The following is a 15,199-nucleotide window of genomic DNA, read 5'->3' as shown; positions in this document are numbered from 1 at the left end:
TTTGCTCTATACAATCTGGGGCATTCTGCTATTTACCTACATACTTCTCCTCCCCCAATCTCATCCCTGATATTTATAGTGACAGATGAGGGGGAAGCAGCCACTACATGACATTATTTATATCGGCGAGCTGTATATTCAGATAAATCGCCTATCTCAGGTGAATGTGTCGCGGCGTTAATGTCTGCACCAGATAGCCTTAACAGGAATGGTTTTGGTTAACGCAGGAGAATTTTATGCTTAGTGGTTGGCATCTTCCGGTCCCGCCTTTTGTTCGTCAGCGAGGCGACGCATTACAGATTACTTTATGGTTGCATGGCGAATGGTTGCATGGCGACACATTACCAGCACAGGTTTTCTTACGCTGCGAACCGGATAATGAAGAATGGCTACTGACGATGAAAGGCCAACAGCGTGATGGCTTTTGGTGTTATCGCGCGACGCTGCCTTTACATGAAGGGCAACCTACACGGCGCTACTGTTTTAAACTGTTATGGGATGACGACCAACAATGGTTCGGCCCGCTGGGATTCTCGCGGGTTCCTCCGGCGCAACTGGCTCAGTTTGCCATTGATATGCCCGACAGTGGCCCTGACTGGGTGGCCGACCAAGTCTTTTATCAGATATTCCCCGATCGGTTTGCCAGTAGTCAGGGTGAGCACGGCGTGCAAAATGGGAGTTATCATCATCACGCTGCGGGTCATTCGGTGGCTCGTCGTGCATGGCAACAACCATTGGATGACACTAATGCCGCTTCAACATTCTATGGCGGTGACCTGGCGGGTATCAGCCAAAAAATCCCTTATTTGCAACAACTTGGCGTTACGGCGTTGTATCTAAATCCAATTTTTACCGCACCCAGCGTACATAAATATGATACGCAAGATTATTATCAGATAGATCCCTATCTGGGCGGCGAGGCGGCTTTTCTGCAATTACGTCTGGCTACCCGTGAGGCCGGCATAAAATTGGTACTTGATGGGGTGTTTAATCATACCGGTGATTCCCATCATTGGTTTGATAGGCACCAGCAAGGGGATAATGGTGCTTGTCATCATCAGGACTCACCTTATCGGGGCTGGTTTAATTTCTTCCCCGATGGGCGAGCGTTGGATTGGAAAGGTAATGCCAGCTTGCCAAAACTCAACTTCGCGAGTGAGGACGTGGTAAATCAAATCTATCGGGGCGACGATAGTGTGGTGCGTTATTGGTTACGCCCCCCTTACAGCATTGATGGTTGGCGGTTAGATGTGGTGCATATGTTGGGGGAGGAGGGCGGAGCAAAAGGGAATTTGCGCCATTTAGCCGGTATTTATCAGGCAGCAAAAGAAGAAAATCCGCAGGCCTATATTCTGGGGGAACACTTTGGTGATGCACGTAATTGGTTACATGCCGGTGTAGAAGATTCGGCAATGAATTACATGGGTTTTGCATTACCGGTGCGTGGCTTTTTAGCGGGCCAGGATGTGGCTTATCATCCAATAAAACTCAACGCTGAGGATTGTGCCTACTGGATGGATGAGTACCGAGCCGGATTGCCGCACGGCCATCAGTTGCGTTTATTTAATCAACTGGACAGCCATGATACTGCTCGTTTTATCACGCTACTAAATAATGATAAAGCCCAGATGCAGATGGCGCTGGTGTGGTTATTTAGCTGGATTGGTGTGCCTTGCTTATTTTATGGCGATGAAATTGGTGTTGATGGTGGCAATGATCCGTTCTGCCGCAAACCCTTCCCGTGGGATCAGGCTCAGTGGGATAATGACCTATTGAAGTTATGCCAACGACTGGCGGCTCTACGGCACAAAAGCATGGCGCTGCGGCGTGGTGGTTGTCAGGTGGTTTATGCCAATGGTGACACTTTGGTGTTTATTCGTAGCTACCAACGTGAACGAGTGATGGTCGCGATACAACGTATTAGTGATATCAATGTTTCGTTGCCAGCATCCCCTTTACTCAATGTCGCTAAGTGGCTGCGTCTGGAAGGCTCATCTGAGCTGGATGGCACTGAGTCAGGCGTCAATCTGCACTTGGCTGGCGAGAGTGTCACTTTGTGGCGTGGTGTTGGTGAGCGCTAACTTAATCGTTAGCCAGCAGTGATAGCGATTAAAAGCGGCCAAGCGCCGCTTTTCCTTTTGTTGAGATATTATATATATGATAGGTAATCGTATGGCTGGCCAAACAGTGGGCAGGTAATATTCAGCAAAGGGAAAATGATATGAGCACAATTAAACGAAAGGCATTGATCATTGGCGCCTCAAGAGGTTTGGGACTGGGGCTGGTTGACGAACTTAATCGCCGTGGTTGGTCAGTGACTGCGACGACACGCGGTGCTGCGAAAGATACCGTAGCCCATGCCGCCCATTGGCTAACATTGGATATTAATAAACCTGAAAGTATTAAGCAGTTTTTGCCACAGGTACAGGGGCAGATATTCGACCTCATATTTGTTAATGCGGGTATCTCTGGGCCGCAGCATCAATCAGCTCTTGAGGCGCAACCGGAAGATATTCTGGAATTATTCCAAACTAATGCCGTTTCACCTATCCGTATCGCTCAGCATCTGCTGACACAACGTAATCCAACTCAAAGTGTATTGGCCTTTATGTCTTCTCAGTTGGGGAGTATTGGTCACAATGCCTCCGGCCATAAACCTCTCTATTCAGCCAGTAAAGCCGCACTGAATATGATGACCCGTAGTTTGGTTGCTGAAGTGGCCGATCCGGCTCTGACGGTGCTATCGATTCATCCCGGTTGGGTAAAAACGGATATGGGCGGGGATGCGGCACCCCTGACTATTGCGACCAGTGTGAAGGGTGTGGTCGACCAAATTGAGCACGCTTCGGGTAAAGGGGGGCATGGATTTATCGATTATCAGGGGCAGTCATTACCCTGGTGATATATACCCGTCATACTTCAAGCTGCATGTGCGTTGGCTGCTTTCGTTCACCCGAATCACTTACCTGAGTAAGCTCATCGGGATTTACTCGATTGCCGCCTTCCTGCAACTCGAATTATTTAGGGTATATAATGAAGTGGTAAATTCCTCCATCGATATATTGATGGAGGATGAGTTACATTAGTAAGCCATTACTATCAGTAACCGATGGCGGCACCGGCAGGGCGACGGACATCGTTAGCGCCGTACAGGTAACCTTCACGAACTTTGCCGGAAACTGCCGAGTCATTCCCCGAGTTGGCCGGGCTGACACCCTCCACTCCGGCCAAACCCACCAGAATCAGTTCGGCTGCACCCCATGGGTTCTGTTCGACCATCTTATATCCCATGTTTTTCAGCAGATTAAGGCTATCTGCGGATACGCCACGTTGTTCGTAATATACCTCATCAGGTAGCCATTGGTGATGGATGCGTGGTGCATCTACCGCCTCTTGTGGTGCTATGCCATGATCAATGACATTGAGGGCTGTTTGCAGGGTGATGGTGATAATTCGGGAGCCACCCGGAGAGCCTAACACCATAAATGTCTTACCGTCTTTGGTCACTAATGTTGGGCTCATAGACGATAGTGGGCGCTTACCGGGGGCGATGGAGTTGGTTGCCCCCTGTACTAAACCATACAGGTTTTGCTCGCCCACTTTGACGGTGAAATCATCCATTTCATCATTCAGGAAGAAGCCAGTACCTGGGGCAATCACCACGGCACCAAAGCGGCCGTTAACCGTGTAGGTCGTGGAGACCGCATTACCTTCATTATCGACGATAGAGTAGTGGGTAGTTTCTGGTTTTTCATGAGGTTGCATCCCCGGTTGTACTTCTACCGAAGGTGTCGCTTTGTTGGCAACGATTTGCTTGCGGATATCGGCGGCGTAGCTTTTGCTCAACAGGCGATCAATCGGATTCTTAACAAACTCGGGGTCACCGAGGAAAGTATTGCGGTCCATATAGGCATGGCGCATGGCTTCTGTCAGTGTATGAATGTAAGCAGCCGAATTAAAACCCATGCTTTTTAAGTCATAGCCTTCAAGCACATTCAAGGTTTCACATAATGTCACTCCACCGGAACTGGGTGGTGGTGAGGAAACAAATTTATAACCGCGATAACTACAAGTAATAGGGGCAGTTTCAGTGATTTTATAGTTGGCGAAATCAGCGGCAGTGAGGATACCTCCGCCTTTTTTGGCCGCGGCTTCTACCGCTTGAGGTATTTTACCTTGATAGAAAGCATCCGGCCCTTGCTCCGAGATTGCGCTCAGGGTTTCAGCCAGATCAGCCTGAACTAAACGATCTCCCGGTTGCAGTGCTTCACCATCTTTGCGCAAGAAAATACGCGCGGATTCAGGGTCTTGACGGAAACGTTTGACGGTAGTGTCCAGAATGTCAGTATCGGCACGCGTCAGTACAAAGCCCTCACGGGCCAGTTTGATTGCTGGAGCCATCACTTGCTGGCGCGTCAATTTACCGTATTTCTTCTGCGCGCTATCCATTCCCAATACCGTGCCAGGGACGCCGGCTGCCAGATAACCATACAAGCTGGCATCTTTAGTGACTTTTCCCTCTTTATCTAAATACATATCGGCGCTGGCAGCCGCTGGTGCAGTTTCACGGAAGTTTATAAATGTGTCAGTTCCATCGGCAAGGTGAATGGTCATAAAACCACCCCCACCGATATTGCCACAGCATGGGTTTACGACAGCCTGTGCATATCCCACCGCCACTGCGGCATCAACGGCATTGCCACCCATTTTTAAAATATCAGTCCCCACTTGTGAAGCGAGATATTGCGAGGTCACCACCATGCCATGTTTTGCTTCCACCGCCGGTGTAGAGGCCGCATGCAGTGTACCACTGACCAGTAAAGCCAATACAGCCAAGGGTTTGTTCCATTTTTTTAACAACATTCTGACTCCTGTTAGTTCCTGCCCGCCAGGGATGACCTGATCATTTTTGTCTGGCAGCTTAAAAGCGCTGCTTATGGTGTGTGCAAAAAACACACCAGTAATAATTAATAGCAGAATTAATGTTTATGGCTGCTAATTAATTGGCGGCGAAAGGAGAGTTTGTCAGTTGTTGCCTGGCAGATAGGTTGATTTATGCTTGAAAGGCGCCAAGATAAATAAAAATAACTTATTGAAAATAAATAAGTATTTACGGGTTTGATACGCTGGGAATGGAAAAGATTATTATATAGACTCTGCGGCGGGTGCTTGAAGCTGTCTGCTTTGGGCATCGTTTGAACCAGTGCTGTAAGTGCCTTGGTAAAAACAGTTGTTGTCATAAAGCAGATAGGAAAAAGCCCCGTACTGAGGTTAATCAATACGAGGCTCCCTAATGCCTAGCAACATTACGGTAGCTTCTTACCTGCTGAAAGGCAAGGAGGCTGAATATGCCACAAAAATATCCCCTTCTTACTTGAAGTTACAGCGTTGTTAGCTGCTCTCGTTTACCCGAATCACTTACTTATGTAAGCTCATCGGGATTTACTCGTTTGCCGCCTAGCTGCAACTCCAATTACTTTGGGGATATATCAGTATTGTTGGTATGTCGTCGTTTGGTTTTATATCAGTATAAAAAAAGCCAGTCAGGGTGAACTGACTGGCTTGATACCCCCGAGTAAATCAGGGGCGGCATAAACTGTTATTACAGTTTAGAGGCGTTTTCAGACAGGTATTTAGCTACGCCATCTGGTGATGCGCCCATACCTGCTTTACCTTTCTCCCACTGAGCAGGGCAAACTTCGCCGTGTTCTTCGTGGAATTGCAGTGCATCAACAGTACGGATCATTTCGTCGATGTTACGGCCGATTGGCAGGTCGTTAACGATTTGGCTGCGAACGATACCATTTTTGTCGATCAGGAATGAACCGCGCAGTGCAACGCCAGCTTCTGGGTGTTCAATGCCGTAGGCTTTCTGAATTTCACGTTTGATATCAGCAACCATTGGGTATTTAACTTCACCAATGCCGCCTTTATCAACTGGGGTTTTACGCCATGCGTTGTGCACAAACTCAGAGTCAAAAGAAACACCAACAACTTCAACGCCACGTTTCTGGAATTCTTCGTAACGGTGGTCGAAAGCGATCAACTCTGAAGGACAAACGAAAGTGAAGTCCATTGGCCAGAAGAACAGGACGGCAGGGCGGCCGTTCAGGTGTTTTTTCAGGTTGAAGTTTTCAACGATTTCGCCGCTACCAAGAACAGCAGCTGCTGTAAAATCAGGGGCTTGACGAGTTACCAGAACCATAAATTACTCCTGTTAATAGGGATGGATTAACCAGTTGTCTTAAAAGTATCGGCACAGCATAGGTATTTAAGCGCAATGAATAAAGGGATAAATACCAATCGCTGTGATAGCTTTTACCTATCGTTACGACGTTTTTAGTTTCGTAGTCTTGCTAAGATACCCATTCTGGCAGAAAGCGCAAGTGACTTAGTAGCAATAACCATACAAATAAAGATGTTTTAAGCTAGATTTGTTGGCGTTGTGCCTGCAACATCATGGCAGGATAAAACGCCCAAAACAGTTGTTCTAACGGCTGATAGTGTTGTTCTATATCCTGAAAAGAGCCAGCAAGTGCTGCCAGTTTGGGCCGCCGATTAGCCATACCTTGTAACACATCAGCTATAAAGGGTAGTTCAGCATAGCGTTCCAGCCAACGCTCCTGCCACAGATAGGCATTAAGGTGCTGAAAGCGCGCGGGTGTCTGTGGTAAATGGGGCACAATCTGGTTTTGCGCATGCTGGATAAACCCGGGCAGCGTGTAGTCCGGCACCAGTTTATCCCAATTACGTGCCAGAAAATGATCCCACAGCACATCCAGAGTGATAGGGGCAACTCGGCGGTAATCAGCACTAAAATAGCGACGGGCTTCTTTGACCAGCGGCTGTGCGTCGGTCATGACATCAACGCGGCGATGCATCATAATCCCAGCCACAATCTCAGGGGCATATTCATCTTGTGGATTACCACGGACGAAATCTGCCAGCAGATTGCCCAGTAGGGAACTGTCAGCCAGTGTGGCTAAATGGAGGTGAGCGAGAAAATTCATCTGCAAAGTATATCCCTTCTTACTTGAAGTTGCAGCGGTGTTAGCTGCCGTCATTACGCGGTCAATTTCCTGGCCCACCTCTGCGAAGCTACTGTAAGCCGTGCTCAAATCCGCATCTGGCAGATTTGCCAACTGAATCACTGGTGGGAGTCAGCTTATCGAGATGCGTTCATTTACTGCCTGGCTGCGACGACAATTATTTTGGCTATAGCAAATGACCACCAATTGTCCTTATTTCTTGCAGCCAGCCCTTGAGGGCTCTAGACTAGCGGCCTGTTTTTGTGAACCGGCTCCAATCATACTCGTGAGATGGGTCTGTTCTGATATCAAGTGGAAAGCTATGCGTGTTGCCGATTTTTCTTTTGAGCTGCCGGAATCTCTGATTGCCCATTACCCCCAGCCCCAGCGTAGCGGTTGCCGCTTACTGTCACTGGATGGCCCGACGGGAACGTTAACGCACGGCATTTTCACCGATTTGCTGGATAAACTGACGCCCGGCGATCTGCTGGTATTTAACAATACCCGCGTTATTCCAGCGCGCTTGTTTGGCCGTAAAGCCAGTGGCGGTAAGCTTGAAGTGTTAGTAGAACGTGTTTTGGACGATCATCGTGTACTGGCCCATGTAAAAGCCTCCAAAGCACCTAAACCGGGCGCTGAACTGCTGTTGGGCGATGACGAAAGTATTCGAGCCACGATGTTGGCACGCCATGACACCTTGTTCGAGTTGCGTTTTGACGATGAGCGGGATGTTTTTACTATCCTAAATGCCGTCGGCCATATGCCTTTGCCTCCTTATATTGACCGCCCTGATGAAGATGCTGACCGTGAATTGTACCAAACAGTCTACAGTGAGCGCCCAGGGGCAGTCGCCGCACCAACGGCCGGTTTACATTTTGATGAGCCAATGCTGGCCGCACTGCGCGAGAAAGGCATTGAGATGGCTTTCGTTACGCTACATGTCGGCGCGGGGACGTTCCAACCCGTGCGTGTAGACACCATTGAAGAGCACATCATGCATTCCGAGTATGCAGAGGTACCTCAAGATGTGGTAGATGCTGTTTTGGCTTGTAAAGCGCGTGGCAATCGTGTCGTGGCGGTTGGGACCACCTCGGTACGCTCATTGGAAAGTGCCGCTAAGGCGGCAGAGAACAGCCTGATTGCTCCGTTCTTTGGTGACACCCGTATCTTTATCTACCCGGGTTATCACTACCAGGTTGTGGATGCTTTAGTGACCAACTTCCATTTACCTGAATCAACATTAATAATGTTGGTGTCTGCTTTCGCTGGGTATAAAAATACCATGAATGCATACCAGCAAGCGGTGGCGGAACAATACCGCTTTTTCAGTTACGGCGATGCGATGTTTATCAGCCGTAATCCACGGGCACCGCAAGAGACGGTTAACCCGTAAATTTTAGGTCACACATATTGTGTGATCCGGCAATAACAACATTAGACTGTTTCTCTAATGTTATTGCTTATTAGCGATTAATGGTTAACGGAAATTTACTTTAACTTCATTAACTTACAAGCGAAATTCGGTTGGCGTTTTCACTGCTTCCAGCGTCGTGTGCCAGAAATGTGACAATGCCACTGAATTTGCTTAAATGTTCACCGCTCAGGTGGGCGTATTTATTTACCATTTCAAGCTTCTCCCATCCTCCCAATTCTTTCAGTACCATGATCGGCGTTCCGCTCTGAACATGCCAACTTGCCCAAGTATGGCGAAGGTCATGGAACCTGAAATCTTCAATCCCTGATAACAACATGGCACGGTCAAAGTCGGTCCTGTTGATATACCCCTCTCTGGCCCCATCAGCAGAAAATACAAATTCATTATCAACCGGTATTTTCCTCATGATGGCCACAGCATCATCGTTAAGCGGTAACGGCCTTGCCCTTCCAGACTTGGCATTGTCCGCTGTGATGACTGCAACCCTACGGCCTAAATCAACATCCTTCCACTTCAGCGAAAGGATCTCCCCAAGCCTAGCCCCAGTAAGCAATGCGAATGAACACACATGCTTCATCCAGTCATGCCGCAGATTATCGATAAGGCACTTAGCCTCACTCTTTTCTATCCAGCGGATCCTCACTTTTGGCTCACGTTGAGACTGAACATATGGTTGCCTGTTCAGCCACCCGCTTTTATCTGCCAGTGAGAATCCTCGCATGATGAATGATCGGTACCGGTTTCTGGTTGCATTAGCTAAACGCTTTCTGGTCATCAAGTTATGCGTTGGCAGATTGTCTGTTATTTCCTCGCCGGATATCGAAGAGATAACCCGCCCACCAAAAACACCAAGCCAGTAACGGGCGTATATCTGCTTAATGTGGAAACTTGATTGCCCCTCCGCATCACGCAAAGCCAGTATTACCAAATCCTCAAATAACTTTTCTGGGCGCTTATCCAGATTTTCTACTGCCCACAACTCATGCTTTATCTTGTCGTGGAGCTGCTGAGCCTTTGTTTTTTCCTCGGTGCCAGCAGAGCGTCTAATTCTCGTTCCATCTGGCGCTGAGACATCGATCCAGTACGTTTTACCTCTTTTGTAGATCGGCATCGTTTCTTCTCCTTACCGCCTACAACAGCCAGCCGGATAACATTGTTGTCATTTGCGGCCTGTTGTTCAAACTTTTTAAGACTGTCAGAGTTAGCTCTCCAACAATCACCAACTTTAAACATGTGAAATTTGAGTGGGTTTCTGTAAATGGTTCCGGCTGAAACCCTTATGATCGCGGCGTATTCTTTAACCTTTAGAAATTCCTCGACCTCTTGCATATGGCCCTCCCGAGGAACCCCATCACCTATTCCACTTAAACTGACCATTCAGAACGCCAATAGCGAAAAGAAGCCAAGCCAGCTTGTAGCCAAGTGGCTTTAGCTTTTCGTAGTGGCGCAGAATGATAGGTCGGGTGATGGAGTCTTTATTTGTGTTAGCCGGCAGAGCGGCGAGTGTGGTTTTAATTTCGTTGTTACAGTTTTTTGCGGCTGACAGGAGGGCGTTTTGCTTCTCTTCTGGAGTCACGTATTACTCCTTCAGTCTTTAGCGTCAACCGGAACCAGCCTCCGCTCCGCAACAGTATCGACACACTCATCAAAGTCAGATGTGTACGCATCGAGTAGTTGCTCGCGGTCCTGATACTTCTGCATACCATCCCACCATAATTTCTGACCGGTACCACGAACTACTGCCAGTCGTTTGGCCCAATGAGGGGCACCGTCAAAATCACTTGGCGCACCTGATAACTGCTTCCATTGCATCATCCGAACATCCCCCTAACAGCTTCAGTCTCAATTGTGTAAATGGTTGCCAGCACCGCCCATGCGATGATGACGATAAAGAACTAGGCACCGTCTGATATTTTTGGTAGTTTCATGCCGCCTCCGAACTGCCAGGTATTAATTTGATTGATTGATCGCACTCATTGCCCCAAGTATCCCACCCCTCTAAATCCTTCCTTGAAAACAACTCAATACGCTTTACATCGCCATACAGCAATTCCAGCCGGTGGCGTACTTCCCACGGCTTTTCGCTATGCTCGCCAAGCGGTGAGTAAACAACTTGCTTGATGCTGGCATTGAGCCGCTCAAGGCCATTGCCACGCACTGCGATCAACACATCTTCCGTATTGGCCCGCGTGTAGTTGCCGCCGTTCATCCGTGATTGGGTATTGAGCAGGGCGAGGAAGTCATAGAAGTCGTTAACCTCACCGGCCGCCAGCGCCTTATTTATGTGGTCCTCCGACAACTGGTTCAGCTTTACCCAGGTGAAACCCTTCATTGTGCGCACCTGAAATCCCCATGCTTCAGCGAGCTGCTTGGCTTCGTCATTGAAGTTACCGGTGTACCACATAGCGAGAACTGCATCGGGTGCTGCGAGGGACCAAACAGGGAGGCGCTTTAAATCGGTGAGTGACATCGTTTTGTAGTGATTAACTGCTGCGCCATTACTGGCCTTATTCCCGTACTGCCAGGGTGGGTCACAATAGATAAGCTGATATCCACTCATGCCGCCTCTCTTAACGCTTTCAAGTGCGGCGCATTAGCCTGGAAAACTGCTTCAGCGAAACCGCGAGGTGTGGCGCTTCGAATGTTCTTCACACGCTCTGACTTACCGCCCAGCTTTAGATGTTGAGTTGAATAACCTTCAGGCACAGGAACTGGCAACTTATCCGGCATCACAAAGCCCCCTCCAGTCCATAAACAGGTTTTCTTCGGGTAGGCATCCCGCGGAGCAATGTAATCTGGGTATGTTGGATGAACGTCATCAACTGGCAGATAGCCGCCGTAATCACTTGGATTGAAAATGAAATTAGGCTTTCCAAATATGCCACTGAAAACACTTACTGGATTTTCGAAGAACCACGGTGCTCCAGTTATTTCACCAATCATTCGGCATTGTTCAGCAACGAGAGCAGCCTTAGCCTGAAAGTGGGTGTCCGCATTGCGCTTCTTTTCGAAGTGAGCTGCACCACTAACAGCAACATCAGTGCACGGTGGAAATCCAGCAACAAACACAATTTCTTCATTCCGGATAACATCACCTAGAGCGCCGGCAGCCGTCAGAACTGTGTCTGGCCACTTTCGTATTCCCGCTTGGTTACTTTTTTCAATGTGCTGCGGGTCAATTAAAATTGCATCATACCCAGCCGCTACCCACGGTGCTGCCATAATCCCTGTCAGGTCGCACAGGCAAATAATCGTTCCTCTACTCATGCCGCCTCCATTATCTTTCTCACTTTCGCTTTCACTGACTTCACTGTTTTAACTGGCGTTGGCGGGACAACTTGTTTTGGCGCCGGTCTCTTTGATTTATCGCCGGTTCGTAGTCGCTGCTTTATTCGCATATCCCACACATACGCTTCTTTGTGGTCACGGCCGTCATCCGGCGCGCGGCCAATAGTCAGAATTAGTTCGCTGATATCGTCCATATCAACCTCACAGATTTAGAATGGTTTTTACATCATCCGGCTCGCAGCCAGACGACATGATATGAGTGCCTTCATGTAGCGACACAACAACATCGGCAGGCATGACGCCGTACCGTTTCCACAATCCCTGATGTAGAACTTGCGCTAATTCATCCGTGCTAACGCGACCCGCAGTGAAGTAAGCGCGGGGTAATTTGACGATGATTGACATAGGGACACTCCAGATAGTGAAATCCGTTTACTGAGAGTTCCGTGGTGGGGTTAACGCTCTATAAGTTTCTTCTCGCCATTTACCCATCCTTCCTGATAATCCGTCTCGCCTTTACTTACACAAACCGCGAGATGTTCAACGTCTTCCCAGTTCATGTTATTTGCTGCCCAGTCCTCAATGTCGTATGGGCTTCCTGCGAATAACGGGCGGGTATCATCTTCAAGGCTTTCTTCAATGCTTACGCCATCACGCTTGGCGTAGTAGATGGCCCTATTCATTGCGATAACTTCGACGGGAACGGCCCACTTGCTGCCGTCAGGCATAGTTATTTCTAAGTGCTGCATAGGTAACCTCTGAATTTAGGCAATAAAAAACCCCGCATTAGCGAGGTTCGTTGAGGTGGTGCTTGGTTAGAATATCTTGAAGTATTTATTCATTCCGCGCTCACCCTCATCCATTAAGCTCCACCCGAGTTCATTTCGAGTGATATGGGCGTTAGCTTGCTCGGCATCGTAGAAGTGATTGACCTTTTTTAGCTCGGCAATGAATCTTGCTGTGGTAACCACTTTCCTTCCACTTGGCTCTATCTGCACTGCATCCATGAATGCGCTATGTACATCAGCCCGGCGCGCCATTACTTCTTCTCTGGCGGGGTGTATTCCATTTTACCCATCGTTCTACCCGCTTCCCTGTAGTGCTTCACTCGGTCACGAAAATACTCACGCAAATGCTCTGGCTGCTGGTCCTCTATTTGAGCAGGGATAACCGGCATGTTGTAGCGCTCTTTGAATGCAACGCCTGATGCGGCTAAGTCCACAGCCATCTTGTCTTTGTCGTCTTGCGGTATATCAGCGAGATTGTAGCTCATGGATTCCTCCTATTCGTTTGGAGGAGTATAGCGCGGTTACCGATACACTTCGCCGCAAACAAGCACAACGTCGGGCCTGCGCTCTTTAATCAGCGTTGATATTTTCAAACATTCGGATTGAGTGGGGTAGATGTCTTCTGTGACTGGTATGGCGTTGCAACTATCGTTAAAGCAGGAAGTAGTGAGAAGAACAAAGCCGATTAGCATTAGTCCTCCGGACAATTTATTCTTTTTACGAGCGACTCATACTGCATAGCAATCGTTTCGGTATCTGGAGTAATTTCATCGAACATGATTAGAAGTGCTTCTTTCTGAATGACCTCTGCAACCTCCTTCACCATGCTATTTTTCACCCCAGCCATGAATTTGGCTATTTCACTATCCTCCGCTGGTTTGGCTTCTAGATATAATAGTGTACCATCTTGAAAGTTATCCCAATCAGACTGGTCATGCAGACAAACCAATCGCGCCGTTCGTGTTCCGTCAGAGTCATAATCACTCAACACAATTTTACCAATCGGCTCCAACGCTTTCAACTCTGCAAGTTGCTCACGCAGTGATAGCAGTTCAGCATTTCTTGCTTGCCACCCCTCCCATGCCATCGTGTGATCTGTAGCGATGTAGTTACCAAACCTGTTTCGCTTCATGTTCAGCGGGTGCCATATGTTAGCGTACCAAGTTTCAAAATCTTGGCGGTCTACTTCTTCTTCACTCAGCATCTGCATTCCCCTCTACCTGCTTACCAGAGTCGTAGTAACAGTCGGTAATGAACATCTTTCCTAACTTTGTCACCTTTAGAGTTTTTGGGGTTATTAACTTAAGATTCACCATGATGACTGTGATGGTGTAGCCGCAGTGCCAGTCACAAGCGCGTTTAAGCACGCTATGTCCGAGGAAGTGACGAAAGTCTGTGCGCCCAAAATTGGTACCTTCGAATGCTTCAGCGATAACTTCGTCAGTGATTTCGGGTGCATGCAGGTATTTAGGTGAGTTGCTCATCACTTACTCCCCCTCGACCTTGCCAACGGCTGCTTTGATTGCTTCAACTACATCCTGTATGTTTTCAACGCTTGTACGATGACGAGCTACGTCCGTTAATTCAGCATGAATTGCGGCAACTCTCGGCAACACAACCGGCTTCTGCGAGGCATTAGCTGGATTAAGGAACGGAATGTCTGACGCTGCCATGCGTGCACCAATCGCGGCATCAAAGTGGTCTAATCTCAATTCCATTAAATTTCCGGAACTGATAAGGCCAGTTCTTGTCTCGACATCCCAACTGTCGCTGTCTTCACCCCATGCATCTTCATCACGCAGAAAGCGATATCTGTTAGCGTCACGAATGACGCCAGAATCAATAGTCACCGGAACCATTTCGTTTGCCGCTGATAACGCTGTTTCTGCTGCCAATAATTTAGTATTTATGTCTGCTATTGAGTTCATCAGTCGTGTAATTTGGTACTCAAGTAGCCCACCAACATTAGTTTTCCCTATATGTTCAGCCCATTCATTATTTTGCAGAAGCGTGATGATATCTCCGACATCAGAAGCTAAGTTAGCGTATACATCACGCTCTTTCTGCGCCCCTTCCAGTTGGGCTATCAGCTGCTCTATCCGTAAATCACGCCATGCAAGCTCTACTGCAATATCTGACTTGCTGTGTAAATCTTCCGCGGTCATTGCATGAATATGTACACCGTAATGGTTCGTTCCCATCACGGCCTCAAGTCTTACTTCGGTGTCGTATTGCTTTATCTCAGACATAACTGTTTCCTCAGCAGATTGCTGTAATGGGGTGGGGGATTAGGCTGCCTTTGGGATGGATAATGAAGCGCGTTTACATATCACTGATTTAAGCGTTCTGCCGGTTAGGTGTGCTACTTTCTCATCGGCATCCTTGCCGAGCAGCCGCAATTCCGTTTCTGTCCAGCGTCGCGCTGGGCGGGTGGATATTAGTGCAATTCCCATCGATGAAGCTTTTGCATAAATCGACTGAAGAGAGCGCTCAAGCTTTTCAGCTATCAGGTCGCCGGGCATGTATCCGGCAACCTCTCTCATAAACTGCTCTTCATATCCTTCCCATGGTTCATAGGGTTTCATCATTGAATCCCCCACTGGTCACCAAATTTGAAGCCTAAAACGTCAAGAGCCTCATCCATGGTCTTAATGAATTGG

Annotated in this window: 20 protein-coding genes; 3 read left to right on the top strand and 17 right to left on the bottom strand. The window is 48.2% G+C overall.

The genetic code is table 11. The features are described 5' to 3' along the window. Positions 1–236 precede the first annotated feature (236 nt). Together malZ and V1955_RS17095 are read left to right on the top strand one after the other, a co-directional pair. Entirely contained in the window at positions 237–2,081 is a 1,845-nt protein-coding gene (gene malZ / locus V1955_RS17100) for a maltodextrin glucosidase (RefSeq protein WP_442821215.1), read from the top strand. Positions 2,082–2,221: 140 nt separating this feature from the next. Then, complete coding sequence (locus V1955_RS17095; protein ID WP_442821214.1) at positions 2,222–2,902, top strand: SDR family oxidoreductase; 681 nt, start codon at positions 2,222–2,224, stop codon at positions 2,900–2,902. A gap of 197 nt (positions 2,903–3,099) precedes the next feature. Here the strand turns inward: V1955_RS17095 and ggt are convergent, their stop codons facing one another. From ggt to V1955_RS17080, 3 genes are all read right to left on the bottom strand, one after another. After that, positions 3,100–4,863: a gamma-glutamyltransferase gene (gene ggt, locus V1955_RS17090; protein ID WP_442821213.1), complete on the bottom strand. Its 1,764-nt coding sequence runs from the start codon at positions 4,861–4,863 to the stop codon at positions 3,100–3,102. 739 nt (positions 4,864–5,602) lie between these two features. Continuing rightward, positions 5,603–6,205 carry a peroxiredoxin C gene (locus V1955_RS17085; RefSeq protein ID WP_004393160.1) on the bottom strand — a complete coding sequence of 201 codons (603 nt, stop codon included), beginning with the start codon at positions 6,203–6,205 and terminating at the stop codon, positions 5,603–5,605. A gap of 223 nt (positions 6,206–6,428) precedes the next feature. Beyond that, positions 6,429–7,010 carry an acyl carrier protein phosphodiesterase gene (locus tag V1955_RS17080; protein ID WP_083163835.1) on the bottom strand — a complete coding sequence of 194 codons (582 nt, stop codon included), beginning with the start codon at positions 7,008–7,010 and terminating at the stop codon, positions 6,429–6,431. A 340-nt stretch (positions 7,011–7,350) separates the two neighbouring features. Between V1955_RS17080 and queA the strand changes: the two genes are divergently transcribed. Continuing rightward, a complete protein-coding gene (queA, locus tag V1955_RS17075; RefSeq protein ID WP_442821212.1) occupies positions 7,351–8,421 on the top strand; it encodes a tRNA preQ1(34) S-adenosylmethionine ribosyltransferase-isomerase QueA in 1,071 nt (356 codons plus the stop codon). Between the two features lie 109 nt (positions 8,422–8,530). Here the strand turns inward: queA and V1955_RS17070 are convergent, their stop codons facing one another. The 14 genes from V1955_RS17070 to V1955_RS17005 all read right to left on the bottom strand — a co-directional run bounded on the left by V1955_RS17070 (position 8,531) and on the right by V1955_RS17005 (position 15,127). Beyond that, the gene (locus V1955_RS17070) at positions 8,531–9,574 is read right to left on the bottom strand and encodes a tyrosine-type recombinase/integrase (RefSeq protein WP_442821211.1); all 1,044 of its coding nucleotides are present in this window, start codon (positions 9,572–9,574) and stop codon (positions 8,531–8,533) included. Positions 9,575–9,814: 240 nt separating this feature from the next. Further along, positions 9,815–10,039: a hypothetical protein gene (locus tag V1955_RS17065; protein WP_050297890.1), complete on the bottom strand. Its 225-nt coding sequence runs from the start codon at positions 10,037–10,039 to the stop codon at positions 9,815–9,817. Positions 10,040–10,050: 11 nt separating this feature from the next. Next, entirely contained in the window at positions 10,051–10,278 is a 228-nt protein-coding gene (locus tag V1955_RS17060; RefSeq protein WP_442821210.1) for a hypothetical protein, read from the bottom strand. Positions 10,279–10,387: 109 nt separating this feature from the next. Continuing rightward, positions 10,388–11,023, bottom strand: coding sequence for an MT-A70 family methyltransferase (locus tag V1955_RS17055; protein ID WP_442821209.1), 636 nt, complete (start codon positions 11,021–11,023; stop codon positions 10,388–10,390). Then, positions 11,020–11,730, bottom strand: coding sequence for a dcm methylase (locus V1955_RS17050; RefSeq protein WP_442821208.1), 711 nt, complete (start codon positions 11,728–11,730; stop codon positions 11,020–11,022). The genes V1955_RS17055 and V1955_RS17050 overlap by 4 nt, the downstream gene beginning before the upstream one ends. Beyond that, complete coding sequence (locus tag V1955_RS17045; protein WP_442821207.1) at positions 11,727–11,945, bottom strand: hypothetical protein; 219 nt, start codon at positions 11,943–11,945, stop codon at positions 11,727–11,729. The genes V1955_RS17050 and V1955_RS17045 overlap by 4 nt, the downstream gene beginning before the upstream one ends. Positions 11,946–11,952: 7 nt before the next feature. Next, a complete protein-coding gene (locus tag V1955_RS17040; protein WP_145554894.1) occupies positions 11,953–12,156 on the bottom strand; it encodes a hypothetical protein in 204 nt (67 codons plus the stop codon). 50 nt (positions 12,157–12,206) lie between these two features. After that, on the bottom strand, positions 12,207–12,500 hold the full coding sequence (locus V1955_RS17035; protein WP_442821206.1) for a hypothetical protein: 294 nt from the start codon (positions 12,498–12,500) through the stop codon (positions 12,207–12,209). Between the two features lie 66 nt (positions 12,501–12,566). Further along, positions 12,567–12,791: a hypothetical protein gene (locus V1955_RS17030; protein WP_442821205.1), complete on the bottom strand. Its 225-nt coding sequence runs from the start codon at positions 12,789–12,791 to the stop codon at positions 12,567–12,569. Beyond that, positions 12,791–13,024: a DNA polymerase III subunit theta gene (locus V1955_RS17025; RefSeq protein WP_442821016.1), complete on the bottom strand. Its 234-nt coding sequence runs from the start codon at positions 13,022–13,024 to the stop codon at positions 12,791–12,793. The genes V1955_RS17030 and V1955_RS17025 overlap by 1 nt, the downstream gene beginning before the upstream one ends. 206 nt (positions 13,025–13,230) lie before the next feature. Then, a complete protein-coding gene (locus tag V1955_RS17020; RefSeq protein ID WP_442821015.1) occupies positions 13,231–13,743 on the bottom strand; it encodes a hypothetical protein in 513 nt (170 codons plus the stop codon). Then, positions 13,733–14,023 (bottom strand): hypothetical protein, encoded by a 291-nt coding sequence (locus tag V1955_RS17015; RefSeq protein ID WP_442821204.1) that lies wholly within the window; start codon positions 14,021–14,023, stop codon positions 13,733–13,735. Before V1955_RS17015 ends, V1955_RS17020 begins: the two co-directional genes overlap by 11 nt. Positions 14,024–14,026: 3 nt before the next feature. Then, positions 14,027–14,788 (bottom strand): hypothetical protein, encoded by a 762-nt coding sequence (locus V1955_RS17010; protein WP_442821203.1) that lies wholly within the window; start codon positions 14,786–14,788, stop codon positions 14,027–14,029. 39 nt (positions 14,789–14,827) lie between these two features. Further along, positions 14,828–15,127, bottom strand: coding sequence for a hypothetical protein (locus V1955_RS17005; protein ID WP_442821202.1), 300 nt, complete (start codon positions 15,125–15,127; stop codon positions 14,828–14,830). Positions 15,128–15,199: the final 72 nt, after the last annotated feature.

It is taken from the genome of Yersinia sp. 2545 StPb PI (assembly GCF_052217125.1).
Taxonomy (GTDB): domain Bacteria; phylum Pseudomonadota; class Gammaproteobacteria; order Enterobacterales; family Enterobacteriaceae; genus Yersinia; species Yersinia enterocolitica_E.
The sequence above is the reverse complement of the archived record's forward strand: the minus strand, read 5'-3'. Positions and strand labels throughout refer to the sequence as shown.